Here is a 24064-nt window from a genome sequence, read left to right as displayed (position 1 = left end):
ACCGGTGTCTGGTTTAGTTCGCATTGCCTGACCACCGGCCACTCCGTCGCTGAGGTTTCACAAGGTCCGTTTGCCTCGTTAGCTGTACAGCAAGGGGCGTGCCGTATAGCGCTTTACCAGACGCTGCAATACCCATGTGGGAGCGGGCTTGCTCGCGAAAGCGGTGTGTCAGCCAATAAATACTTAGCTGAATGACCGCATTCGCGAGCAAGCCCGCTCCCACATTTGATGTGTGGTGTTCTTTAGATCGTGAGCTATTTCAGGGCAGCACGGAAAAAACGATCGCAGACAGCGCAATCAAGCCGATCAGCACCACAAACACATTCGACACCTGGCCTGAATACTGGCGCAGCGATGGCACGCGGCGGATCGCGTACATCGGCATCAGGAACAGCAGGCACGCGATGATCGGCCCGCCCAGGGTTTCGATCATGCCCAGGATGCTTGGGTTGAAGGTCGCCACGGCCCAGCAGGTCAGCACCATGAACAGTGCGGTGCAGCGTTCCAGCCCCTTGGATGACATCGAACGGTTACGCCCACGCAGGGATTTGACGATCAAACCCTGGAAGCCCTCACTGGCACCGATGTAGTGGCCGAGAAAGGACTTGGTGATGGCCACCAGCGCGATCAACGGCGCGGCGTAAGCAATCACCGGCGTCTGGAAGTGGTTGGCCAGGTACGACAGGATCGAAATGTTCTGTGCCTTGGCAGCCGCCAGGTCAGCTGGCGACAGGGCCAGCACGCAGCTGAAGCAGAAGAACATCACCGTCAGCACCATCATGCCGTGGGCGGTGGCGAGGATGCCGCTGCTTTTGCGTTCGGCCTGTGGGCCGTAGACGCGCTTCTGGTCGACGGCAAAGGCGGAAATGATCGGCGAATGGTTGAAGGAGAACACCATCACCGGGATCGCCAGCCACAGGGTCTTGAAGAACATCGGCAATGGCATGCCTTCACTGGCGGAGGCGAAGAATGCGCCGTTCCAGTTGGGGATCAGGCTCACGGCCAGTAACAGCAAGGCGGCGACGAAGGGGTACACCAGCACGCTCATGGCTTTGACGATCACGCCCTGGCCGCAGCGCACAATGGCCATCAGGCCGAGGATCAGCACCAGCGACAGAATCGCCCGAGGCGGCGGGGCCATGTGCAGTTGGTGTTCCATGAAGCTGCTGAGGGTGTTGGTCAGCGCCACGCTGTACACCAGCAGGATCGGGAAAATCGCGAAAAAGTACAGCAGCGTGATCAGCTTGCCCGCGCCTACGCCGAAGTGTTCTTCGACCACTTCGGTGATATCACCGGATTTGCCCGACAGCACAAAGCGCGTCAGCCCACGGTGAGCGAAGAAGGTCATCGGGAAGGCCAGCAACGCCAGCACGATCAGCGGCCAGAAGCCGCCAACGCCGGCGTTGATCGGCAGGAACAAGGTGCCGGCGCCAATGGCGGTGCCGTAGAGGCCGAGCATCCAGGTGGTGTCGTGTTTGGTCCAGCCGGTGGTGACAGTTTTGTCTACAGCGTTATCTATAGCAACAGCAGGGTTTTCAACGGCAGGTGTACGTACATCAGTCATCGATATTGCCTCGTTATTATTTTTGCGCGGGCTCACGTAGGGGGCGGGTAGCAGTGCTCGTCAGCACTCCACCCAGCTGACCGCCAGGCCGCCCCGTGAAGTTTCTTTGTATTTGTCATGCATGTCGGCACCGGTATCGCGCATGGTGCGGATCACCCGGTCGAGGGAAATAAAGTGTTTGCCGTCACCGCGCAGGGCCATTTGCGTGGCGTTGATCGCCTTGACCGCCGCGATGGCGTTGCGCTCGATACACGGCACTTGCACCAGGCCGCCGACCGGGTCGCAGGTCAGGCCGAGGTTGTGTTCCAGGCCGATTTCAGCGGCGTTTTCCAGTTGCTCCGGCGTGGCGCCGAGGATATCGGCCAAACCCGCAGCGGCCATGGCGCAGGCCGAGCCCACTTCGCCCTGGCAGCCGACTTCGGCGCCGGAGATCGAAGCGTTCTTCTTGCAGAGAATGCCCACGGCAGCGGCGGCCAGGAAGAAATTGACCACATCGTCATCGCACGCTTGCGGGTTGAACTTCATGTAGTAATGCAGCACGGCCGGGATGATCCCCGCCGCGCCATTGGTCGGCGCGGTGACCATGCGCCCGCCGGCGGCGTTTTCTTCGTTGACGGCGAGGGCGAACAGGTTGACCCATTCCATCGCCGACAAGGTGGAGGTGATCACGTTGGGTTTGCCGATTTCCAGCAGGCTGCGATGCAATTTCGCCGCACGGCGTGGCACGTCGAGGCCGCCTGGCAGGATGCCTTCATCGCGCAGGCCTTGCTCTACGCACTCGCGCATCACCGACCAGATATGCAGCAGGCCGCTGCGGATTTCTTCGTCGCAGCGCCAAGCGCGTTCATTGGCCATCATCAGCTCGGAAACCCGCAGGCCGTGCTTGTTGCACAAGGCCAGCAGTTCGACGGCGCTGGAAAAGTCATAGGGCAATTCAACGTCGCTGCTAGGCGCAATGCCAGAGGCGGCTTCGGCCGCTTCGATGATGAAACCGCCGCCTACCGAGTAGTAGGTTTGCTCGCTCAGCAGGCCGTTTTTGCCATAGGCGTGCAGGGACATGGCGTTGGGGTGGTAGGGCAGGCTTTCGTCGAGCAGCAGGAGGTCGGTGTGCCAGTTGAAGGCAATATCCTGCGAGCCTGCGAGCAGCAATCGGCCGGATTCGCGCAACTGCTGGATACGCGCATTGATCGACGTGGGGTCGACCGTGTCTGGCCATTCGCCCATCAGCCCCATCACGGTCGCGCGGTCGGTGGCATGGCCCACGCCCGTGGCGGACAGCGAGCCGTACAGGCGCACTTCGATACGTCGCGTATCGGCCAGTAATTGTTGGTCGGTCAGGGCTTGGGCGAAGGTCGCCGCTGCGCGCATGGGGCCGACGGTATGGGAGCTGGACGGGCCAATGCCCACTTTGAATAGATCGAAAACACTGATAGCCATGCTAAAGCCTTACAAGCAATGGAGTAGAAATCGCTGCCATGTTTTGTAGAGCAGGCGGAATTGGCGCGATACTGAGCCTCTGGATCGGCACTGACCAACGAATTATCCTAAGACACCCTTTAGCAGGACTAAACGCTATGACTCGCCCCCTCCATGGCCAGACGTATGTCTGGTTGCACGTGTTTTCCTGCGCAGCGCGGCATTTGTCGTTCACCCGCTGCGCCGAAGAACTGCACATCACGCCGGGGGCGGTGAGCCAGCAGATCCGCCAGTTGGAAGAGCGCTTGGGCTTTCGGTTGTTTCATCGGCGCGCCCGTGGCGTGGAGCTGAGTGCCGAAGGGCAACGGCTGGCGGCGACCGTAGGTGAGGCGTACGGCAGCATCGATGCGGAATTGCAGCGGCTGGACGCGGGGATGATCAGCGGCACTTTGCGCCTGCGCTCGATCCCGTCGTTTCTCGGCAAGTGGCTGACCCCGCGTTTGCCGCGTTTGCAGCAGCGATTCCCGGATATCCAACTGCGCATGGTCGCCGAAGACAGCAGCATCGCCCTGCACGAGGGCGACTTCGACTTGGCCATCGACTTGAACGACGGCAGCTACCCCGGGCTGTTATCCACAGCCCTGCTCGATGAACAGATCTTTCCGGTGTGCGCGCCGAGTCTGCTGCGCGGGAGGCCGCCGTTGCATGGCCCGGCGGACCTGGTGCATTTTCCGCTGTTGCACGACATCACCGCCTGGCGTGGGAGTTATGAATACGCCGAGTGGGAGTTTTACCTGAATGCTATCGGCTACCACGACGCCGACGTGCGACGCGGCCACACCTTCAACCGCAACCACCTGACCATCGAGGCCGCTATTGCGGGTATGGGCGTGGCGATTGCGCGGCGTACCTTGCTTAACGATGAGTTGGAGCGCGGCACCTTGATCGTGCCCTTCGGCCTGGCCGTGCCCAACCACAAACGTTATGTGCTGTTGTATGCGCCGGGCGCGTTGAGCCATCCGGGCGTGCGTGCGGTGCATGACTGGCTGGTGGAGGAGGCCGGAATTTTTCGCGGATTGCACCCGTTGGGAGAGGGGCAATTATGAGGTTCGCTCAGCGTAAGAAGATGTAACTAACTCCCCACCCTAACAGCGTTTTTGCTCCTCGTCAGGGTTAATTTGTAATGTGGGATTTATCTTTGCAAAGGGGTTGAATTGTTCTGCGCAGTGCTCAATTGTGTAATCAAGAGGTCATGGTTTCACCGCCCCGGTGTCGCAGTTGTGACCTCTCGCGAGCTAGCTGAAATAAGGGAAGAACTATGCAAATCCAAGTCAATAGCGATAACCATATTGAAAGCAGCATCCGACTGGAGGAGTGGGTACGAACTACCATTGAGAGCACGCTCGAACGTTATGAAGAGGACCTGACCCGCGTTGAGGTCTATCTGAAGGATGAAAACGGCGATAAGCCCGGCCCACACGATCTGAGTTGCCGTCTGGAAGCACGGCCAAAGGGCCATCAACCACTGTCGGTCCTGCACAAGGCCGATACGCTTGAACAGGCGATCGATGGCGCCGCCACCAAGCTTGAGCATGCGCTGGAACATTTGTACGGCAAACTGCGCGGCAAACCACGCGCCGCAGGGCAGAGCCTGCCTGATACCAAGGCCGACGAGGCCGAGCTGGAAGAGGAATTTCTGGAAAACGAACAGGCTGCGCTTAACAGCTGATAGCTGAGTGTTTTTTCAACCCCAATAAAACGGGCCTGCATGCGCAGGCCCGTTTTCGTTCAGCGGCGCTGCTGGAAGAAGTACCGGCTCAAGATCGCCAGCCCACACGCGCCAACACCCGCGAACAACATGGCCCAGCCGGCGCCGTGGCGCAGCGCGGCCTGTGCCTCTGCAGGTGCCAGCACCAGTGCGTCCAGCTTGCCGGCCGCAATGTTCTGGCTGATAGCGGGCCAATCCAAGGCCGTAGTGGCAGGCAGCAGACTGGAAAGGTGATGGCCGATGCCCAGCAGCAGCACCAGCCCCATCAGCGCGATATTGAGCGCCAGCGTAATCAGCCGCGCACTGAGGTCGATACCCGAAGCCATGCCTGCGCGATCAGCCGACACAGCGCCGGTGGTGGTGTTGGTGGTCGGTGAGTTGGTCAGTGCCAGTCCCACGCCCGCTAACACGCAACTGAACAGTACCCAGACGATACTCGGCTGCTGCGCGCCATTGACTGCCGCCATGCTGATAAACCCTGCACCCATCAACCCCAGGCCCAGCGGGATAATACGTTCGGCGCCGTAGCGCAGGGCCAGGCGTTCCGCCAGTGGCGGCACCAGCAAGGTCGGCAGCGTGTAGGCCAGCAAGGCCGCGCCGGTGGTCAGCGTGTCGTAACCCAGGCCAGCCTGGAAGTAGAGCGGCAGGTAGATCATGAAAGGCCAGAAACTGAAGTTCATGCCAATCGACCCCATCAACGCGCCGTTGAAGCGCTGGATGCGGAACACCGAAAAATCGAACATCGGGTGAGCGCTGCGCCGCTCAATAAAGATGAACAGCAGCAGCCCGACCAGCGACAAACCGGCCCAGCCGAGCATCGCCGGGGTGCCGAAGCCGTTTTCGCTGCCCTGAGTAATGAAGTACACCAAGGCGAACACCGACAGCGTCAAGGTCAGCATGCCGGCGATGTCCAGCCGATGGCTAGCCGGGTCGCGGGATTCCTGCACGCTGATGCGCAGCAGCACCAAGGTCAGCAGTGTAAGTGGCACATGCACCAGGAACACCCAGCGCCAGTCCGCGACCGCCAGAATCAACGCGCCGACCATCGGCCCGAAGCCCAGACCCAGGCCCGCGATCACGCCCCATATCGCAAAGGCGCGTGCCCGAGCAGCGGGTTCACGGAACTGGTGCGACAGAATCGCAAACTGGCAGATCATCATCGCCCCGGCGCCCACGCCCTGAACGAAGCGCGCCGCGATCAAGGCGGAGGCATCATTGGCCAGCCCGCAGGCCAGCGAAGCCAATCCAAACAACCACAAACACAACACCAGCATGCGCCGCCGTCCAAAGCGGTCAGCCAGGGTGCCGGCGGCCATCAAGACGCTGGTGCAGGCCAGGGTGTAGGCGTTCATGATCCATTGCGCATCCTGAAAACCCGTGCCCAGCTGTTGTTCCAGGGTCGGCAGGATGACCGGCACACTGGAGATTTCCAGGCCGAACATCAATGCCACAAGGCACACGGCGGTGAGCGCGAGGCCATCTCTGGCAGTGCGCGGAGCACTGACGGCCGATACGGCGGCGGCGGGCGGCATGGGATATTCCTTTTGTTTGGGGGAGAGCGCTATTCTCGCGGGAACAGAATTCTTTATTCGTGATAACTTTTCCTTTGATAAGGGATATAAAGGCGACAATAAGCTTATGGCCACTCCGCGTTTTGATGGCGTTGAACTGTTTCTGCAAATCGTCGAGAGCGGCAACCTGACTGAAGCCGCCGAACGGCTGAACCTCACGCGTTCTGCCGTGGGCAAAGGCCTGGCGCGCCTGGAGGCACGGTTGGGCACTCGACTGTTGCAGCGTTCTACCCGTCGCCAGCGTCTGACCGAGGATGGGCAGGCGTATTACGAACATTGCGTGCGCGCGCTGGCAGAGCTGGAAGCTGCCGAATCGGTGCTGGAAAGCGGCCGGCAGCAGCCACGCGGGCGTTTAAGGGCGAGCTTGCCATTGGCTTTCGGCCATCATTACGCGGCGCCAGCGTTGTGGGGCTTGATGGACCGTTACCCGGCGTTGGAAATCGAGATTTCGTTCTCTGACCGGTTGATCGATCTGGCACAGGAAGGCTTCGACGTGGCCGTGCGTATTGGCCCGCTGCCGGACACTGACCGCCTGAGTGCGCGTCGCCTGGGCGAACAATCGGTTGGCCTGGCTGCTTCGCCGGCCTATTTGCAGCGTGTCGGGCCGATTAAATGTATCGATGACCTCGCCGCACACCGAGGCATTGCCTACCGCTGCAATACCTCGCAGCGCCCCGGTGTGCCTTCGCTATTGATGCTCGACGACCTCCAGGCCGTGGCCGATGCCGCGATTGCCGGCGTGGGCCTGGCCTGGTTGCCGAGCTGGTTGATTGCGCACTACGTACTGCGCGGGCAACTGCAGGCGGTACTGCCAAACCACCGCGACCAACCGGCGCCGATCCATGTGATCTGGCCGACGGCCGCACATATGCCAGCCAAGACGCGCTGCGCCATCGACGCCTTGGTGGCCGGCACCCCGAGTTGCCTGGCAGGCAGTTAGAACGCGATGGAGGTTTGCACGTATACCGTGCGCGGCTCGCCTACATATTTGCCCTTGTTGTTGTCGTCGAACGAGCGCGTGAAGTACTGCTTGTTGAAGATGTTTTTCACACCGACCGCCACATTCAAGTCTTGCAGCTGCGGGCCGAAGTCATACGCCGCGCGGCTGCTGAACAGCATGTAGCCGGGGATACGCCCATTAGCACCGTCGGCGGTTTCCGCCTGGGTGTTGGCGTTGTCGGCGAACTGGCTGCTCTGGTAGCTGCTGTCGACATTGAGCTTCCAGCGCCCTTCGGTGTAACCCACGCCCAGCGTGCCTTTGTGCTTGGACGAAAAGGGCACGCGGTTGCCTTTGTTCGGCCCGTCTTCGCGAATGGTTGCGTCCACATAGGCGTAGGTGGCGTACACGTCAAAGCCCGCGAGCGCCGGGCTCAAGCCGTCTAGTGCGTAGTTGATGCTCGACTCCATGCCCTGGTGGCGCGTTTCTCCACGGGCGATCACCGTGTCGTTGGTCTGGTTGCTGTCGTACTGGTTGTCGAAGTTGATCAGGAACGCGCCGATTTCCGCACGCAGGCTGCCGTTGTCGTAGCGCGTGCCGAGTTCCCAGGTGCGGGCTTTTTCCGGCTTCACTTCGCCGCTGCTCACACGGTTAGGCATCTGGCTGTATTGCACGCTGCCGAACGAGCCTTCGGTGTTGGCGTAGAGGTTCCAGTCTTCGGTGAGGTGGTAGAGCACGTTCAACGCCGGCAGCGCGGTGTTGTAGTCGCCCTTGTATTTGACGTTGCTCAGGTTGTTGGTCTGCTGGGACTCGATCATCTCGTAGCGCACGCCCGGGGTGATGGTCCATTTGCCGATATCAATGCGGTCATCAATGAAGAACGCGTTGGCTTCGGTGGCGCCACGGGTGTCGCGGTCGTTGCGGCTGTTGGTGTTGGGCAGTTGCTGGTTGGCGCTGATCGGCGTGCGGTAGCGCATCTCATGGCCGGCTTCGCTGATGTAGCGGTAGCCAACGCCCACTTCATGGCTGGTAGGGCCGAGATCGAAGCCTTGGGCGAAGCGCGTTTCCAGGCCGCGCACCCAGTATTCGCGCGGTGACAACGACAGGAAGCTGCCCTGGTCCAGGTAGCCATTACGCAAGGTGGTGGTAAAGAAGGTGTTGGCAGTGAATTCGCGGCGGTCTTCCTGGTAGCGGTAACCGGCGTTGAACATCGTGCGGCGGCCCCAGAATTTGTCGTAGGGGCGGGTGGACTGGTACGGATCCGCCTTGTAGTCCTTGACGTTCAAGCCGCCGGGCATATCGGCCTGGCCTTCGTAGTACTGCGCCATGGCGTTGAAGCTGTTGGCGTCGTCCAGCTGGTATTTGCCCTTGAGGATCAGGTCGTCGATGCGCGTGTTGCTGTTTTCGCGCCAGTCGCCGCCACGGGTGCCGGAGTACAGGATCGCGCCCCCCAGGCCGTTATCGGCAGTGCCGCCAGCCAGCAGGTTGCCGGTGGTCTTGAAGCCGTCATGGCTGGAGGATGGGCTGGTCTCGGTCTGCAAGCCGCCCTTGACGGTCGGCGCATCCGGGATTGCGCGGGTCACGAAGTTGACGATGCCGCCCACGTTCTGCGGGCCGTAGCGCACGGCACCGCCGCCGCGAACCACGTCAACCGCGTCCATATTGCCCATGCTGATCGGCGCGAAAGACAACTGCGGCTGGCCATAGGGCGCGAACGGCACCGGAATGCCGTCCATCAACACAGTGGAGCGCGAGGCCAGGCGTGGGTTCAGGCCGCGAATACCAAAGTTCAGCGCCATGTCATGGCTGCCGGTGCCGTTGTTTTCCGGGGCGTTGACGCCGGGGATGCGGTTGAGCACATCGCGGGCCTGGGTGGCGCCCTGGCGTTCGAATTCTTCGCGGCGGATCACGTCACGGGCGCCGGGGTGCTCGAACACATTGGTTTGCGCCGCATCGCCAAGCCAGTCGCCGACCACGCTGGAGGTTTGCAGCTCCACGGTCGCAGGCGCGCTGGCCGGTTGCAGGCTGTAGGCCTTGTCGCCCTCGGCGCGGGCTTGCAGACCGGTGCCTTCCAGCAGTTTTTGCAGGCCTTCGTCGGCGCTGTAATTACCCGACAAACCACGGCTCTGCATACCGGCCGTGACTTGGGAGCCGAACGAAATCAGCACGCCCGCTTCGCGACCAAATTGATTCAGCGCCGCTTCCAGCGAGGCCGGAGCGATGTGATATGGCTTGGCCTCGGCCGCCATCACCTGAGGCAGTACGGTGAAACTGAGGCTGGCGCCAAGTAACAGTTGGCGCAAGGTGCGGGCGAGAAGGGTCGGCTGCTGGGGCATGACGTGCGGTCCTGAGAAGGAAGGATCAAGGTGGCTTTCCTTCTCTGTCACGCGAGGTGTGGAAAACGGCTCACTGTTATTGAAAATAATTTTTCAGGCGCGGGCCTGAACGGTCACCCAGTAACGGGTAAAGCGCCGCACTTTGACCGGCAGGCTGACTTCCAACAGGTCGAGAATGCGCTCGCTGTCATCCAATGGATAACTGCCTGACAACAGCAGGTTGGCCACTAGCGGGTCACAGTTGAGCTGGCCCCGGCGATAACGGCCAAGCTCTGTGAGGAAATCTTCCAGGCGCATATGCGCCGCCACCAGCATGCCGTCGGCCCAGGCGCCGCTGTTGGCGTCGTTCGGGCGTGGCGTGTCCCAGCCTTTGCGGGTGAAATTGACCTGGCGCGCGGCCTCGACGGTCAACGGCAAACCGCTGTAGCTGTTGGGCATGACCTCAACATTCCCTTCAAATACCGCCAGTTGGGTATGGTCGTTGAACTGGCGTACGTTCAGCCGGGCCGCCTGGCTGCTGAGCAAACCCTGGCCGGTGAGTACGCGCAGCGGTGTATCACCTGTGCGTGCAGTCAGCAGGATCTCGCCTTCAAGCAAGCGGATCAGGCGCTGCTGCCGATCAAAATGCACATCCACCGCACTGCCGGTATTGAGCTGCAACTGGCTGCCATCGGCCAATTGCACCTTGCGTCGTTGGCCCACAGGGCTTCGGTAGTCGGCGCTCAAGGGCGGCAAAATATGCTGCTGGCGCAAACCCCAGGCGGCCGCCGAACCTGCACCGAGGATCAGCAACAGCTTCAGCGCCTGGCGGCGGCTGCTCGATTGCGGCGCGTTCAGCGCCGCATGAGCGAGAGGCGAGGGCATGCCCCGCAGGCGCTGGTTGACGCGTTGGATATGGTCCCACGCGCGCTGATGTTCACTGTGGGCATTCAGCCAGTGCTGCCACGCCGCTTGCTGGCGCGGGTTAAGCGCGCCTTGCTGCATTTCCATCAGCCAGTGCACAGCTTGTTCGGCAACCTGGGTAGAAAAGTTCATAGGGCGAAGTAGCAGCGCATCGCTGCTTTATTCAGGTGGCGCTTGACCGTGGCGATTGAGATGCCCAGTTCGGCGCCGATTTGTGCGTACGTCAGGCCGTCGAGCTGGGCCAGCAGGAAGGCGCGCTTGACCTGCACGGGCAGGCCGTCGAGCAGTTGGTCCAGCTCCACCAGCGTTTGCAGGATGATGGCGCGGTCTTCTTCCGAGGGCGCCACGTGTTCGGGCATCTGCGCGAGGGCATCGAGGTAGGCGCGCTCCAGGTCCTGGCGGCGGTAGAAGTTGAACAGCACGCGCTTGGCTATGGTGGTGAGGAAGGCGCGTGGTTCGATCAGCGTGGGCGTTTCGCGGGCGGTGAGCACGCGGACAAAGGTGTCTTGCGCCAGGTCTGCCGCGCTTTGCGGGCAGCCGAGCTTGCGTCGCAACCAGCCGGTAAGCCAGAGGTGATGGTCGTGGTACAGGACTTCGACGGTGTTGGACGGCTGCAACGCGTTCACTCCGAAAGTATCAATGTACTTTAGAGAACAAGAATTGTTCGCATTGTAAGGGGCGTGATACGCATTCGGCAATCCATGCGGGCAGGTGATTCATCCGTTCTCTTTTGCTTATGAGAATATTTATCATTAATATTGCGCGCTGATGAATCTGGCGTCTCCCGCATGAAAAGCAAACCCTCACTGCCCGTCTCCTACCGCCTCGCCGTCACCTCGCGCGCGCTGGCTGCCGTGGTCGGCGGCTATCTGATGGCATCCCTGGCCGCCGTGTGCATGGCGCTGTGGATGCCCACCTCGCGCGCTGACGCGGTGATCACCGGGATGATGAGTTCGTTTGTGTTCTATCTGCTGGCCGTTATCTGGTGCTTCGCCTGCCGCACAGCCTCGCGCGCCTGGTTTGGCGTGATGCTGCCCAGCGCGTTATTTGCCACCCTGGCGGGCGTGGGTTTTTGGATGGCACGCACATGAAAGAGGGCTTCCGCCAGGCGATGGCCTGGTTGCACACCTGGGCCGGCCTGATCTTCGGCTGGCTGCTGTTTGCGATTTTCCTGACCGGCACCCTGGCCTATTTCAAGGACGAAATTACCCACTGGATGCAGCCCGAAGTGCAGGCGTATCCATTGGACGAAGCGCGCAGCCTCGCCGCTGCGCAAACCTATCTGCAGCAACAGGCGCCCAACGCCGCGCGCTGGTTCATCACCCTGCCCAACAGCCGTGACCCTGGCCTGTCGGTGATGTGGCAAGACAAAGTCGACCCCGGCAAACGCGGCAACTTCATCCAGAAAGTCCTCGATCCCGTCAGCGCTCAACCCGTCCAGGCCCGCGAAAGCATGGGCGGCGAATTTTTCTACCGCTTCCACTTCCAACTGCAAATGCCTTACCCGTGGGGCCGCTGGCTGTCGACTATCGCCGCGATGGTGATGTTCGTCGCGCTGATCACCGGGATCATCACCCACAAGAAAATCTTCAAGGACTTCTTTACCTTCCGCCCACGCAAGGGCCAGCGCTCCTGGCTCGACGGGCATAACGCGGTGGGTGTGCTGGTGCTGCCGTTTCACCTGATGATCACCTACAGCAGCCTGGTGATCTTCATGAGCATGGTGATGCCCGCGCCGATCCTGGCCTCGTACGGCAACGACAGCCGCGCGTTCTTTAATGAAGTGTTCCCCAATACCAACAATGCACCGGCGCTCGGCCAGCCGGGTAAGTTGCTGCCGTTATGGCCGATGTACGAGCAGGCGCGCACGCAGTGGGCCGGTGGGCATGTGGGCCGTTTGGTGGTCAACAACCCAGGCGATGTGAACGCGTCGGTGAATGTGGTTCGGGCTGGCTCCGACCGTGTGGTGCATGACTTTGGCAGCAGCGTTTCATTCAACGGCACCACCGGCGAGTTGCTGCGCGTCAGCGGTGAACAATCGTTGCCGGCGGCAATTGGTGGCAGTTTCTACGGCCTGCACATGGGCCATTTCGCTGGCCCGGTGCTGCGCTGGCTGTACTTTATCTGTGGCCTGGCGGGCACGGCGATGATCGGCACCGGCCTGGTGATCTGGCTCGGCAAGCGCCAGCTCAAGCACACTAAAACCGGGGTTATGCCGTTTGAACTGCGGCTGGTGGAAGTGCTCAACATTGCCAGCATGTCTGGCTTGATAATCGCCATCGCGGCGTTTTTCTGGGCCAACCGCCTGTTGCCGGTGAGCTTCGCCGAGCGTTCCGATGGGGAAATACAAACCTTCTTTATCGCCTGGGGCCTGAGCCTGCTGCACGCCGTATTGCGCTGTGGTCGCCAGGCTTGGGTCGAGCAACTGAGCTTCGCTGCGCTGCTATTTGTGGCGATCCCTCTGCTCAATGCACTGACCACCTCGCAGCACTTGGGTACGTCATTGGCCAAGGGTGACTGGGCCATGGCCGGCTTCGACCTGACCTGCCTGGCCAGTGGCCTGTTCCTCACGTGGGCGGCGTGGAAGATGCAACACCGCACGCACCCCAAGGCAGAACGTGTGCGGGCAATCACGCTCAAGCAGGAGGCACGCTGAATGCTGCTTACCCTGTTGATGTGCTACGCCGGGTTTACCGCGTTGTGCCTGGCCACCGATCGCCATCACGGCGAGTTGCTGCACAGCAAGCCGTCGCCCGCGCGGCGCGCAAGCCTGCGCATGGCCGGTTGGTTGTTGCTGAGCGTGTCGATCTGGCCCGCCGTCGCCGCTTCAGGTTGGGCCCAAGGGTTGGTGGAGTGGTGCGCGGTGTTGATGCTCAGCGCGTTGCTGCTGGTGTTGCTGTTGCCGTATCGGCCAAGGCTGGCCTTGACCCTTGCGGGCGTGGGCCTGCTGGCCAGCCCTGTTGCGGCCTTCGCCTTATTCTGAGCCTGTAAAGATGATCAGCACGCCACCCGAATCCCAGGACCGCCCGCACACCGATGCTGCTGGTGGACGTGCGCATTTTTTGCAGGTGTTTTTGTCCCAGCGTTCGCAAATGGAAGCCCTGGTCAGCCGCCGTGTGGGGTGCCGCGCAACGGCGGCTGATTTGGTACAGGATTTATTCCTGCGCTTCTGGCGCCGCCCGCTGGTGCAGGTCGAAGAACTCAGCACTTACCTGCTGCGTTGTGCCGGCAACATTGCCATCGACCATTTGCGCAGCGAAGGCGCCCGCGTGCGCAGCAACGAAGGCTGGCTGCCGGAGCAACAGGACCATCAGGGCTCCGAACCCCAGGCGGCGCTCGAAGCGGGTAATGATCTGCGCCATGTCGAAGCTGCCTTGCGCAGCCTGCCGGAGCGCACGCGGCAGATTTTTTTGCTCAACCGCATCCACGGCCGCAAGTACGCAGAAATCGCCAAGGCCATGGGGCTGTCCCAAAGCGCCGTGGAAAAACATATGATGCGTGCCCTCGAAGCCTGCAAGGCCAGCCTTCGCGAACCATTGCCCCCACGCACGCCAGGGACAGCACCGTGAACGTTACCCCCACGCCCGCACAGGAACAGGCCGCACTCGACTGGCTGAGCCTGTTGCACGACCAGCCCAGCAGTGGCGACCAGGCCACCTTCAGCCGCTGGTTGCAGGCCGATCCTGCCCACGTCGAGGCCTATTCCCAGGCCCAGGTGCTGTGGGAGCTGAGCGAGGTACCGGCGCGCACACTGGCCGGCGAAGACGCCCTGGCCTTGCAGGGCTACCTCAACGCGATGAACACCTCGAAACGTTCGCGCACCCTGCGCTGGTCCGGCGCCTTGGCCATGGCCGCGTGCCTGCTGGTGATGGTGTCGATGGGTGCCGGGTGGCAGCCGTCGCGTTGGGTGGATGACTTCGGCGCCGATTACGTGACCGCGCCGGGTGAGGTCAAGACCGTGACCCTGGCCGACCAGTCCCAAGTGACCCTGGATGCCGACAGCGCCATCGCCGTGGATTTCAGCCACGGTGAGCGGCATATCCAGTTGCGTCGCGGTGCCGGGTTTTTCAGCGTGACCCACACCGGCCAATCCTTTGTGGTCGAGGCCGGCAGCGGCGAAGCGCGGGTGTTGGGCACACAGTTCGAAGTGCGCCTGCAACCGGCTGGCGCGCAGGTGACGGTATTGTCTGGCCGGGTTGGCGTGACGCCATCCAGGCAAGGCCAACAGCAAATTCTGACCGCAGGCCAACAGGTGGCCTACGCAGACGGTGTGGCCGAAGCGATGCACGCGGTCGACAGTGAATCCCGCCTGGCCTGGCGTGACGGTTGGCTCAATTACTACAAGGCGCCGTTGGCCGAAGTGGTCAAGGACCTGAGCCGTTACTATCCGGGGCGCATTCTGTTGCTGAACGACGAGATGGGCGCCAAGCGTGTCAGCGGCAGCTTTCCGAGCAAGGACCCAGTGGCGGTTTTGAATGCCCTGCAGGCGGTGCTGGGGTTTGAACAGCACAGGGTTTTAGGCCGTATGATTGTGTTGCGCTAGACACGAACGGTTTGCTGGCCACCCTCTTTTTCAACTATTTTCCTCGCGACCATCTCCTGCCAACAGTTACAGGCCAGGTATCACGCTGCCTGTAGATCCTTCACTTAACCTTCATCCTAATTGCCAAAACCTGTCACCAAACCGTTACACGCGCCAAGGATCATCCTCGGATTCCTGAGCAGGTGGTCAGGAAGACTGGCGTCGCCGTTCACCCGGTTCTGACAGCCAGTACCGCCCTCCATAACAACAGATAGATGCACGTAAGGGATCTACTTGTGAAGATCAACACACTCTCTGCCCTGCTTTTTGCATCGGGCCTAGGTAGCTTTGCGCCATTGGTTTTGGCAGACACCACGCAGGACGTCGGTTCGGTGGACATCGCCGGCAAACAGACCCTGGGCAACGGCCACATGATCCGTGAAGAAAGTGCCAAGGCGCGGTCGACGGTGACCAAGGAAGCCATGGACCAGATGTCGTCGACCGCCAACGCCATCGACAAGCTCAAATACACGCCGGGCATCAACGTTTCCAGTGATGATGCCAGTGGTACCAGCGGTACCAACTTCACCATGCGCGGCATGAACTCCGACCAGATCGGGGTTTCCGTCGACGGCGTGCCGATCAACGATTCGGGCAACTACAGCGTCTATTCCAACCAATTGGGCGACCCGGAAAACCTTGCGGAAGTATTCGCGACACAGGGTTCTTCGGAAGCAGACGGCCCGCACATCGGTTCCAGCGGTGGCAACATCGGCATGATCACTATTCGGCCGACCAAAGAGGGCGGGTTGTTCGCCAAGCAGATCGTCGGCGCCAACGACTTGCGCAAGACCTTCGTGCGGGTCAATACCGGTGATTTCGGCGGCCTCAAGACCTGGGTCTCGGCATCGCACCTGGAGGGCGACAAGTGGCGCGGCAAAGGCACGCTGCGCAGCGACAAGGTCGAGTGGAGCAGCCTGTTTGAAGACGGTAGCGGCAACTCCACGCTGGCCACGATCAAGTACAACAACCAGGAAAACTACAACTACAACTCCTTGAGCAAGTCGCAGTTCGACACGGACGGGCGGCGCAAGGACTACTCGGAAACTCCGGTGTATAAGTCGGGTTTGCTGTCGTCCTCCTACAAGCTCAACCGCAACCCCTTCGAAAGCGTCAACGCCACGCTCACCCAGCGCTGGCAGTTGCAGGACAACCTGGCGCTGACGGTCACGCCTTATTACTACTGGGCCAACGGTGGCAGCTTCAGCGGCCAGACCGCATCGAACCTGGGGCCGAAGTCCGACAAGGCCGGCAACTACGACCTGAGCAACCTCAAATCGCTCAACTACTACCGCCCTTCGTGGACCGAAACCTGGCGTCCGGGCGTTACCGCCAAGATGAAGTGGGACATCAACGAAGAACACAGCCTGGACTACGGCTACTGGTATGAGCGCGCACGCCAGCGCCAGAGCCAGCCGTTTATCGGCATCAACGGCGAAGGCGCACCCGATGATGTGTGGGGCGACTACAACGGCGGCGGCCAAGTGGTCGACAAGAACGGTGCGACGGTACAAGGCCGTCATTACTACACCATCACACCGTCGCAAAAGCTCTGGGTGCAGGACAGCTGGCAAGCCACGCCAGACCTGAGTTTTATCGGCGGTGTGGCCTACCAGTACGTCGAGCGCGACGGTAACAACCTGGGCAGCCTTTACGATAAACCGGAAAAACGTAACACCCGTTACCACCAGTTTCTGCCGAGCTTCAGCGCCAAGTACCAGGTCGACGAGAGCAACCAGGCGTTCTACAACGTCACTCGCAACATGCGCACGCCGCCGAACTACGTGCTGTACAACAAGGGCGACTCGGTAAGCCTCAAGCCTGAGTTGAGCTGGAACCAGGAACTGGGCTGGCGCTTCACCGAAGACGATGTGGCGCTGAGCGCGACGCTGTTCTACATCAGCTTCAAGGACCGCCAGTTGTCGACCACTGACCTCAACGGCGACTACGCGGTGATCAACGTCGGCAAAGTCGACAACAAAGGCCTGGAGCTGGAGTGGAGCGGGCTGTTACCGCATCACTTCAACTACTACGCGTCTTACACCTATACCCAGTCTGAACAGAAAGACAATCTGCTCAGCAAGAACGTGTTGTTGCCCACCGCCGGCAAGCAACTGGCCAACGTGCCGGAAAACATGTTCAACCTGGTGTTTGGCTACGACGACTCGCGTTTCTACGGCAACGTTGCGGGCAAATACGTCGGCAGTTTCTACGGCGATTTGACCAATGACGAAAAAATCTCCGGGCGCACTGTGGTGGACCTGAATGCCGGTATCTACTTGCCGGTGGACAAAAAGGTGATCAAGTCTGCGACCCTGCGGCTGTCGATGCTTAACGTGTTCGACAAGGAATACCTGAGCTCGGCGCGCACCGTGTCGTTCAACTCGGCGCCGGTAAACGGCCTGGCGCCAAGTACGGCGTATTACAACGTCGGTGAAGAGCGTACGGCGATGGTGTCGCTGGAAGCTAACTTCTAAAGACGCTGCAGAACTGAATGTGGGAGCGGGCTTGTGTGGGAGCTGGCTTGCCTGCGATGCAGGCAACTCGGTCTGCCAGTTACTGCGCGGTGATGCTATCGCAGGCAAGCCAGCTCCCACAAAAAAGCTCCCACACAAGCGGGCTGCCGCTAAGATCGGGTTATTTCAAGGCAGCCATGATCGCGTCCGGGTTGTAATCGCGAATGAGCGTGCCATTGACCTCCACAAACGGAATCCCGCCGCCGCCCAACGCCTCATACGCCTTGCGCGCCTGGGCATCCTTCTCGATATCGAACGCCTGGTACGGCACGCCTTTCTGGTCCAGAAAGCGCCGGATCTGCTTGCAGTAGCCGCACCACTCGGTGGAGTAGAGCACCACGCGCGCCGAGGCGCGTACCTGCTCCGAAACCACCTGCGAGGGGTTGAACAGCCGCTCGATCTTGCCCCAGTTCTGAATGACTACCACCACCAGCAATACCAACAGGACTTTCTTGAGCACCCCGCCGAGCATCAGTTGCGGCGCTTGAGCTGGTCGGTCAGTTGGGTCGGCAAGCCCTTGATGATCAAGGTACCGGCGGCTTCGTCGTATTCGATCTTGTCGCCCAGCAGGTGCGCCTCAAAGCTGATGGACAAGCCCTCGGCGCGGCCGGTGAAGCGGCGGAACTGGTTGAGGGTGCGTTTGTCGGCCGGAATTTCCGGCGACAGGCCGTAGTCCTTGTTGCGGATATGGTCGTAGAACGCTTTTGGCCGATCTTCATCGATCAACCCCGAGAGTTCTTCCAGGCCCATCGGCTCGCCGAGCTTGGCCTGGCTGCTGGCGTAGTCCACCAGGGTTTTGGTCTTTTCGCGCGCGGATTCGTCCGGCAGGTCTTCGCTCTCGACAAAGTCGCTGAACGCCTTGAGCAAGGTGCGGGTCTCGCCCGGGCCGTCGACGCCTTCCTGGCAGCCGATAAAGTCACGGAAGTATTCCGAAACCTTCTTGCCGTTCTTGCCTTTGATAAACGAGATGTACTGCTTGGACTGCTTGTTGTTCTGCCATTCGGAGACGTTGATGCGCGCCGCCAGGTGCAACTGGCCCAGATCCAGGTGGCGCGATGGGGTCACGTCCAGCTCATCGGTCACCGCCACGCCTTCGCTGTGGTGCAGCAGGGCGATGGCCAGGTAGTCGGTCATGCCTTGTTGGTAGTGGGCAAACAGCACGTGGCCGCCGGTGGAGAGGTTGGACTCCTCCATCAGCTTTTGCAGGTGCTCGACCGCCGTGCGACTGAAGGTGGTGAAATCCTGGCCACCGTCGAAATACTCCTTCAACCAGCCGCTGAACGGGTGCGCGCCGGACTCGGCATGGAAGAAACCCCAGGCCTTGCCTTGTTTGGCGTTGTAGCTCTCGTTGAGGTCGGCCAGCATGTTCTCGATGGCAGCGGATTCGGACAGCTCCGAATCGCGGGCATGCAGAACTGCAGGTGTGCCGTCGGGTTTTTTGTCGATCAGGTGAACAATGCAATGACGGATCGGCATAGGCTTCTCGGCTGGTTGAAGGGGAGCGGTGGGCCTCCCCAAAAGTCGCCCAGTGTACCGCACCCATTGGCCAAGACGCGCCTGCAAGGCGGTTTTGGGCGACCTCCGACGGTCCATATGCCTTTTTTTCACGGTTTAGAGCGATAAAGCTGACCAAATGGGTATGTTGAGGCGGATATTTCCCCGTCTCTGTGCTAGTTTTGCCCCGTCTTACGCCAAGTCTCGGCGTTAAGCGTGCATTCAGCATCTGTCAGGTCGAACCAATCCCCGTTTCAAGCATCTATAACCCCGATCTCCGTGGTTGTAGGCCTGGGGTGCCAGGCCATGACGGTCGGGCTCGACGGCTGACACTGCACTCTGCAATCCATATGAATTTGATAGGGAAGGAACACCACAATGGCTATTACTAAAGACCAACTGATCGCTGACCTGGCTGAAGCAGTAGACGCACCGAAAACTACCGTGCGCGCTCTGCTGGACCAACTGAGCCAAGTTGTTGCTGATCAGCTGGAAAACGGCGGCGAAATCACTCTGCCAGGCGTTGGCAAACTGAAAGTGACCGAGCGTCCAGCCCGTACTGGCCGTAACCCTTCGACTGGCGCTGCCATCGAAATCGCTGCCAAGAAAGTTATCAAGCTGGTTGTGGCCAAAGGCCTGACCGACGCTGTTAACAAGTAAGACGCAGCAAAAAAAACCGTGCCTCGGAGCGATCCGGGCACGGTTTTTTGTTGTCTGCGATTTGTGCAGGGCTTTTTGTGGCTAGTCGCGAACCCAGCGCTGGCGCCAGATCTGCTGCTCGTTCTTGGTCTGGAAGGTCCAGGCCACAAAACGGCTTTGCTTCTGGCCCTGGGACATCTCCACCACCTGGCTTTCCAGCACGCCGGCTTTTTTCAGGGCTGTCTCGATCGCGGGCAAGTTCGACGCTTTTGACACCAGTGTGCTGAACCACAGCACCTTGTGAGCAAAGTGCGCGCTCTCGGCGATCAGCTGCGTCACAAAACGCGCTTCGCCGCCTTCACACCACAACTCCGCCGATTGACCGCCAAAGTTCAGCACCGGGAGTTTGCGCTTGGGATCAGCTTTACCCAGGGCACGCCATTTGCGCTCGCTGCCCTTGGTGGCTTCGTCCATGGACGCGTGGAAGGGCGGGTTGCACATGGTCAGGTCAAAGCGCTCACCCGGCTCCAGCAAGCCCAGCAGAATCTGCTTGGGGTTGGGTTGCTGGCGCAGTTGGATGACCTTGCTCAGGTCATTGGACTGCACGATGGCCCTGGCGGCAGCCACGGCGATGGGGTCGACCTCCGAGCCAAGGAAGTTCCAGCGGTACTCCATATAGCCAATCAACGGGTAAACGCAGTTGGCGCCCATGCCGATGTCCAGCACCTTGACGATCGAGCCACGCGGAATCTTGCCATCGTTGACGCTGGCCAGCAGGTCGGCGAGAAAGTGCACGTAGTCGGCACGCCCCGGCACCGGCGGGCACAGGTAATCCTGCGGGATATCCCAATGCTGGATGCCATAGAACGATTTGAGCAGTGCCCGGTTGAACACCCGCACCGCGTCCGGGCTGGCGAAGTCGATGCTCTCTTTGCCATAAGGGTTGAGGATCACGAATTTCGCCAGTTCCGGCGTGGTCTTGATCAGCGCCGGGAAGTCGTAACGGCCTGTGTGGCGGTTGCGCGGGTGCAAGGTAGCCTCTTTGCGCGGCGCGACGGGTTTGGCCGTGGCGGCGGTTTTAGGCTTCTTGCGCGGTGGTTTGGGTGTGCTGGGGGCGGTCATTGGCTGCGTCGATTCTGGGTTTGTTTCAAAAGTGGCGGGTATTGTCACACATTCCGAAGTTGACTTCGGTTTAAATGTGGGAGCGGGCTTGCTCGCGAATGCGGTGTGTCAGTCACTGAATGTGTTTCTGACACACCGCATTCGCGAGCAAGCCCGCTCCCACCCTGATTGGGTTTTCAAACCCCCAAAAAAAAGAGACCCGAAGGTCTCTTTTTTTACACAGTTTCCAGCTTACAGGCTGGAAATCCGCGCATGTTGCTCGGCCAGCTTGCCCAAAGCCTGTTCCGCTTCGGCCAACTTGGCGCGCTCTTTGTCGATGACTTCAGCCGGCGCCTTGTCGACAAACGCCGCGTTGGACAGCTTGCCGCCCACCCGCTGCACTTCACCTTGCAGGCGCGCGATTTCTTTGTCGAGACGCGCCAGTTCCGCGCCTTTATCGATCAAGCCAGCCATCGGCACCAGCACTTCCATCTCGCCGACCAGCGCGGTCGCAGACAGCGGTGCATCTTCGCCAGCAGCCAATACCGTGATCGACTCCAGCTTCGCCAGCTTCTTGAGCAGTGCATCGTTCTCTGTGAGGCGACGCTGATCCTCGCTGCTGGCGTTCTTCACAAACACTGCCAACGGCTTGCCCGGCCCGATGTTCATCTCGGCACGGATGTTACGCGTGCCCATCATCAGGGTCTTGAGCCATTCGATATCGCTTTCGGCGGCCTCATCGATGCGCGCTTCATTGGCCACCGGCCAAGGTTGCAGCATGATGGTCTTGCCTTCGATACCGGCCAGCGGCGCGATGCGCTGCCAGATCTCTTCGGTGATGAATGGCATGAACGGGTGCGCCAGGCGCAGTGCCACTTCGAGTACGCGCACCAGGGTGCGGCGGGTGCCGCGCTGGCGCTCGATCGGCGAGTTTTCGTCCCACAGTACCGGCTTGGACAGTTCCAGGTACCAGTCGCAATACTGGTTCCAGATGAACTCGTACAAGGCCTGTGCGGCCAGGTCGAAACGGAACTGGTCGAGTTGGCGGGTCACTTCGGCTTCGGTGCGCTGCAGCTGCGAGATGATCCAGCGATCGGCCAGGCTCAGTTCGACGGCTTCGCCGTTCTGGCCGCAGTCTTCGCCTTTATCCAGCACGTAACGAGCGGCGTTCCAGATCTTGTTGCAGAAGTTGCGATAGCCTTCGACGCGGCCCATGTCGAACTTGATATCGCGACCAGTAGACGCCAGCGAGCAGAAGGTGAAACGCAGGGCGTCGGTGCCGTAGCTGGCAATGCCATCGGCGAACTCGTCGCGGGTCTGCTTCTCGATCTTCTTGGCCAATTTTGGCTGCATCAGGCCCGAGGTGCGTTTCTGCACCAGGGTTTCCAGGTCGATGCCGTCAATGATGTCCAGCGGGTCCAGGACGTTGCCCTTGGACTTGGACATCTTCTGGCCCTGGCCATCACGCACCAGACCGTGTACGTACACGGTCTTGAACGGTACTTGCGGCGTGCCGTCTTCGTTCTTCACCAAATGCATGGTGAGCATGATCATCCGGGCAACCCAGAAGAAAATGATATCGAAGCCGGTAACCAGCACATCAGTGGAGTGGAATTTCTTCAGGAACTCGGTCTGCTGTGGCCAGCCCAGGGTCGAGAAGGTCCACAGGCCCGAGCTGAACCAGGTGTCGAGTACGTCGTTGTCCTGTTGCAGGGCGATGTCCGCGCCAAGGTTGTGCTTGGCACGCACTTCGGCTTCGTCGCGGCCTACGTACACCTTGCCCGACTCGTCGTACCAGGCCGGAATGCGATGGCCCCACCACAGTTGACGGCTGATGCACCAATCCTGGATGTCACGCATCCACGAGAAATACATGTTTTCGTACTGTTTAGGCACGAACTGGATGCGGCCGTCTTCCACGGCAGCAATGGCAGGCTCGGCCAACGGCTTGGTTGACACGTACCACTGGTCGGTCAGCCACGGCTCGATCACGGTGCCGGAACGGTCACCTTTCGGCACTTTGAGGCCGTGGTCGTCAACGCTTACCAGCAAACCGGCGGCGTCAAAGGCGGCCACAATCTGCTTGCGTGCTTCAAAACGGTCGAGGCCGGCGTATTCGGCCGGGATCTTGCCGTCGACGCTTTCGTTCAGCGTACCGTCCAGGTTGAACACCTGGCAGGCCGGCAACACGGCTGCATTTTTGTCGAAGATGTTCAGCAGCGGCAGGTTGTGGCGCTTACCGACTTCGTAGTCGTTGAAATCGTGGGCCGGGGTGATTTTCACGCAGCCGGTGCCGAATTCAGGGTCGCAGTAGTCGTCCGCAATGATCGGGATACGACGGCCAACCAGCGGCAGCTCAACGAATTTGCCGATCAGCGCCTGGTAGCGCTCGTCGTTCGGGTTAACCGCAACGGCGGCGTCACCGAGCATGGTTTCCGGACGCGTGGTGGCGACGATCAGGTAGTCGTTGCCCTCAGCAGTCTTGGCGCCATCGGCCAGCGGGTACTTAAGGTTCCACAGGAAGCCTTTCTCGTCGTGGTTTTCCACTTCAAGGTCGGAAATTGCCGTGTGCAACTTGGTGTCCCAATTGACCAGGCGCTTGCCGCGGTAGATCAGGCCGTCTTCGTGCAGGCGCACGAAGGCTTCTTTCACCGATTCCGACAGGCCATCGTCCATGGTGAAGCGCTCGCGGCTCCAGTCGACGGACGAGCCGAGGCGACGGATCTGACGGCTGATATTGCCGCCGGACTGGTCTTTCCATTCCCAGATCTTTTCCAGGAATTTCTCGCGGCCCAGGTCGTGACGGTTCTGGCCGGTGGCTTCGAGCTGGCGTTCCACCAGCATCTGCGTGGCGATACCGGCGTGGTCAGTACCCGGTTGCCACAGGGTGTTGCGGCCCTGCATGCGGCGGAAACGGATCAACGCATCCATGATCGCATTGTTGAAGCCATGGCCCATGTGCAGGCTGCCAGTGACGTTCGGTGGCGGAATCATGATGGTGTAGGACTCGCCGGCACCTTGTGGGGCGAAGTAATTCTCGGACTCCCAGGTGTTGTACCAGGAAGTTTCAATGGCGTGCGGCTGGTAGGTCTTATCCATGCGCGGCGGGACCCTAGTTGGCATTTATTCAGGAAAGCCGACAAGTATAACGGGGGATAAGGCGCAGGGCGAGGCGAAGACGGGCTAGAGATGTACGTTGAGTAAATGTGGGAGCAGGCGAGCCAGCTCCCACAGGGA

General features: G+C 60.5%; 20 protein-coding genes. 10 read left to right on the top strand and 10 right to left on the bottom strand.

Annotated elements, in window-relative coordinates; translation table 11 throughout:
• Window positions 1–259 precede the first annotated feature (259 nt).
• On the bottom strand, window positions 260–1564 hold the full coding sequence (locus tag FFI16_RS21315) for a serine/threonine transporter (RefSeq protein ID WP_138816720.1): 1305 nt from the start codon (window positions 1562–1564) through the stop codon (window positions 260–262).
• A gap of 60 nt (window positions 1565–1624) precedes the next feature.
• Window positions 1625–3001 (bottom strand): L-serine ammonia-lyase, encoded by a 1377-nt coding sequence (locus tag FFI16_RS21310; RefSeq protein WP_138816719.1) that lies wholly within the window; start codon window positions 2999–3001, stop codon window positions 1625–1627.
• A 137-nt stretch (window positions 3002–3138) separates the two neighbouring features.
• On the opposite strand from FFI16_RS21310, the gene FFI16_RS21305 reads away from it, so the two are divergent.
• Window positions 3139–4086 (top strand): LysR substrate-binding domain-containing protein, encoded by a 948-nt coding sequence (locus tag FFI16_RS21305; RefSeq protein WP_017135169.1) that lies wholly within the window; start codon window positions 3139–3141, stop codon window positions 4084–4086.
• Between the two features lie 212 nt (window positions 4087–4298).
• Window positions 4299–4709: an HPF/RaiA family ribosome-associated protein gene (locus tag FFI16_RS21300; RefSeq protein ID WP_017135168.1), complete on the top strand. Its 411-nt coding sequence runs from the start codon at window positions 4299–4301 to the stop codon at window positions 4707–4709.
• Window positions 4710–4768: 59 nt separating this feature from the next.
• Here the strand turns inward: FFI16_RS21300 and FFI16_RS21295 are convergent, their stop codons facing one another.
• Window positions 4769–6280, bottom strand: a complete 1512-nt coding sequence (locus tag FFI16_RS21295; RefSeq protein ID WP_138816718.1) for an MFS transporter — start codon at window positions 6278–6280, stop codon at window positions 4769–4771.
• A 106-nt stretch (window positions 6281–6386) separates the two neighbouring features.
• Between FFI16_RS21295 and FFI16_RS21290 the strand changes: the two genes are divergently transcribed.
• Window positions 6387–7259 carry a LysR family transcriptional regulator gene (locus FFI16_RS21290; RefSeq protein WP_138816717.1) on the top strand — a complete coding sequence of 291 codons (873 nt, stop codon included), beginning with the start codon at window positions 6387–6389 and terminating at the stop codon, window positions 7257–7259.
• Here the strand turns inward: FFI16_RS21290 and fecA are convergent.
• The 3 genes from fecA to FFI16_RS21275 form a co-directional block, all read right to left on the bottom strand.
• Window positions 7256–9592, bottom strand: coding sequence for a TonB-dependent Fe(3+) dicitrate receptor FecA (fecA, locus tag FFI16_RS21285; protein WP_138816716.1), 2337 nt, complete (start codon window positions 9590–9592; stop codon window positions 7256–7258). The two genes, FFI16_RS21290 and fecA, sit on opposite strands and share 4 nt — an antisense overlap.
• A gap of 93 nt (window positions 9593–9685) precedes the next feature.
• Window positions 9686–10627 carry a FecR domain-containing protein gene (locus FFI16_RS21280; protein WP_138816715.1) on the bottom strand — a complete coding sequence of 314 codons (942 nt, stop codon included), beginning with the start codon at window positions 10625–10627 and terminating at the stop codon, window positions 9686–9688.
• The gene (locus FFI16_RS21275; RefSeq protein ID WP_138817442.1) at window positions 10624–11112 is read right to left on the bottom strand and encodes a sigma-70 family RNA polymerase sigma factor; all 489 of its coding nucleotides are present in this window, start codon (window positions 11110–11112) and stop codon (window positions 10624–10626) included. Before FFI16_RS21275 ends, FFI16_RS21280 begins: the two co-directional genes overlap by 4 nt.
• A 171-nt stretch (window positions 11113–11283) precedes the next feature.
• Between FFI16_RS21275 and FFI16_RS21270 the strand changes: the two genes are divergently transcribed.
• The 6 genes from FFI16_RS21270 to FFI16_RS21245 all read left to right on the top strand — a co-directional run bounded on the left by FFI16_RS21270 (window position 11284) and on the right by FFI16_RS21245 (window position 17554).
• A complete protein-coding gene (locus FFI16_RS21270) occupies window positions 11284–11586 on the top strand; it encodes a DUF3649 domain-containing protein (protein ID WP_138816714.1) in 303 nt (100 codons plus the stop codon).
• Complete coding sequence (locus FFI16_RS21265) at window positions 11583–13151, top strand: PepSY domain-containing protein (protein ID WP_138816713.1); 1569 nt, start codon at window positions 11583–11585, stop codon at window positions 13149–13151. The genes FFI16_RS21270 and FFI16_RS21265 overlap by 4 nt, the downstream gene beginning before the upstream one ends.
• Window positions 13152–13478, top strand: coding sequence for a DUF3325 domain-containing protein (locus tag FFI16_RS21260; protein WP_138816712.1), 327 nt, complete (start codon window positions 13152–13154; stop codon window positions 13476–13478).
• Window positions 13479–13488: 10 nt separating this feature from the next.
• Window positions 13489–14064, top strand: coding sequence for an RNA polymerase sigma factor (locus tag FFI16_RS21255; RefSeq protein WP_138816711.1), 576 nt, complete (start codon window positions 13489–13491; stop codon window positions 14062–14064).
• Window positions 14061–15038 (top strand): FecR family protein, encoded by a 978-nt coding sequence (locus FFI16_RS21250; protein ID WP_138816710.1) that lies wholly within the window; start codon window positions 14061–14063, stop codon window positions 15036–15038. The genes FFI16_RS21255 and FFI16_RS21250 overlap by 4 nt, the downstream gene beginning before the upstream one ends.
• Before the next feature lie 275 nt (window positions 15039–15313).
• Window positions 15314–17554: a TonB-dependent receptor gene (locus tag FFI16_RS21245; protein ID WP_138816709.1), complete on the top strand. Its 2241-nt coding sequence runs from the start codon at window positions 15314–15316 to the stop codon at window positions 17552–17554.
• 160 nt (window positions 17555–17714) lie between these two features.
• Here FFI16_RS21245 and FFI16_RS21235 read toward each other — a convergent pair whose 3' ends face one another.
• Window positions 17715–18065 carry a glutaredoxin family protein gene (locus FFI16_RS21235; RefSeq protein WP_138816707.1) on the bottom strand — a complete coding sequence of 117 codons (351 nt, stop codon included), beginning with the start codon at window positions 18063–18065 and terminating at the stop codon, window positions 17715–17717.
• Entirely contained in the window at window positions 18065–19069 is a 1005-nt protein-coding gene (yejK, locus tag FFI16_RS21230; RefSeq protein ID WP_003171997.1) for a nucleoid-associated protein YejK, read from the bottom strand. The genes FFI16_RS21235 and yejK overlap by 1 nt, the downstream gene beginning before the upstream one ends.
• A 396-nt stretch (window positions 19070–19465) precedes the next feature.
• Between yejK and FFI16_RS21225 the strand changes: the two genes are divergently transcribed.
• Window positions 19466–19747 carry an HU family DNA-binding protein gene (locus tag FFI16_RS21225; protein ID WP_003188840.1) on the top strand — a complete coding sequence of 94 codons (282 nt, stop codon included), beginning with the start codon at window positions 19466–19468 and terminating at the stop codon, window positions 19745–19747.
• 81 nt (window positions 19748–19828) lie between these two features.
• Here FFI16_RS21225 and rlmF read toward each other — a convergent pair whose 3' ends face one another.
• Both rlmF and FFI16_RS21215 read right to left on the bottom strand, forming a co-directional pair.
• A complete protein-coding gene (gene rlmF, locus FFI16_RS21220; RefSeq protein ID WP_138816706.1) occupies window positions 19829–20848 on the bottom strand; it encodes a 23S rRNA (adenine(1618)-N(6))-methyltransferase RlmF in 1020 nt (339 codons plus the stop codon).
• 231 nt (window positions 20849–21079) lie between these two features.
• Window positions 21080–23926 carry a valine--tRNA ligase gene (locus tag FFI16_RS21215; RefSeq protein WP_138816705.1) on the bottom strand — a complete coding sequence of 949 codons (2847 nt, stop codon included), beginning with the start codon at window positions 23924–23926 and terminating at the stop codon, window positions 21080–21082.
• Window positions 23927–24064 lie beyond the last annotated feature (138 nt).

The sequence above is a fragment of the Pseudomonas sp. KBS0710 genome, assembly GCF_005938045.2.
Taxonomy (GTDB): Bacteria; Pseudomonadota; Gammaproteobacteria; order Pseudomonadales; family Pseudomonadaceae; genus Aquipseudomonas.
The sequence above is the reverse complement of the archived record's forward strand: the minus strand, read 5'-3'. Positions and strand labels throughout refer to the sequence as shown.

Excerpts from the sequence above, each read along its gene's own strand:
- rlmF (WP_138816706.1), bottom strand. The coding sequence starts at position 20,848 with ATGACCGCCCCCAGCACACCCAAACCACCGCGCAAGAAGCCTAAAACC.
- FFI16_RS21270 (WP_138816714.1), top strand. The coding sequence starts at position 11,284 with ATGAAAAGCAAACCCTCACTGCCCGTCTCCTACCGCCTCGCCGTCACC.
- FFI16_RS21215 (WP_138816705.1), bottom strand. The coding sequence starts at position 23,926 with ATGGATAAGACCTACCAGCCGCACGCCATTGAAACTTCCTGGTACAAC.
- FFI16_RS21280 (WP_138816715.1), bottom strand. The coding sequence starts at position 10,627 with ATGAACTTTTCTACCCAGGTTGCCGAACAAGCTGTGCACTGGCTGATG.
- FFI16_RS21265 (WP_138816713.1), top strand. The coding sequence starts at position 11,583 with ATGAAAGAGGGCTTCCGCCAGGCGATGGCCTGGTTGCACACCTGGGCC.
- FFI16_RS21235 (WP_138816707.1), bottom strand. The coding sequence starts at position 18,065 with ATGCTCGGCGGGGTGCTCAAGAAAGTCCTGTTGGTATTGCTGGTGGTG.
- FFI16_RS21295 (WP_138816718.1), bottom strand. The coding sequence starts at position 6,280 with ATGCCGCCCGCCGCCGCCGTATCGGCCGTCAGTGCTCCGCGCACTGCC.
- FFI16_RS21290 (WP_138816717.1), top strand. The coding sequence starts at position 6,387 with ATGGCCACTCCGCGTTTTGATGGCGTTGAACTGTTTCTGCAAATCGTC.
- FFI16_RS21315 (WP_138816720.1), bottom strand. The coding sequence starts at position 1,564 with ATGACTGATGTACGTACACCTGCCGTTGAAAACCCTGCTGTTGCTATA.
- FFI16_RS21225 (WP_003188840.1), top strand. The coding sequence starts at position 19,466 with ATGGCTATTACTAAAGACCAACTGATCGCTGACCTGGCTGAAGCAGTA.
- fecA (WP_138816716.1), bottom strand. The coding sequence starts at position 9,592 with ATGCCCCAGCAGCCGACCCTTCTCGCCCGCACCTTGCGCCAACTGTTA.
- FFI16_RS21305 (WP_017135169.1), top strand. The coding sequence starts at position 3,139 with ATGACTCGCCCCCTCCATGGCCAGACGTATGTCTGGTTGCACGTGTTT.
- FFI16_RS21300 (WP_017135168.1), top strand. The coding sequence starts at position 4,299 with ATGCAAATCCAAGTCAATAGCGATAACCATATTGAAAGCAGCATCCGA.
- FFI16_RS21260 (WP_138816712.1), top strand. The coding sequence starts at position 13,152 with ATGCTGCTTACCCTGTTGATGTGCTACGCCGGGTTTACCGCGTTGTGC.
- FFI16_RS21255 (WP_138816711.1), top strand. The coding sequence starts at position 13,489 with ATGATCAGCACGCCACCCGAATCCCAGGACCGCCCGCACACCGATGCT.
- yejK (WP_003171997.1), bottom strand. The coding sequence starts at position 19,069 with ATGCCGATCCGTCATTGCATTGTTCACCTGATCGACAAAAAACCCGAC.
- FFI16_RS21310 (WP_138816719.1), bottom strand. The coding sequence starts at position 3,001 with ATGGCTATCAGTGTTTTCGATCTATTCAAAGTGGGCATTGGCCCGTCC.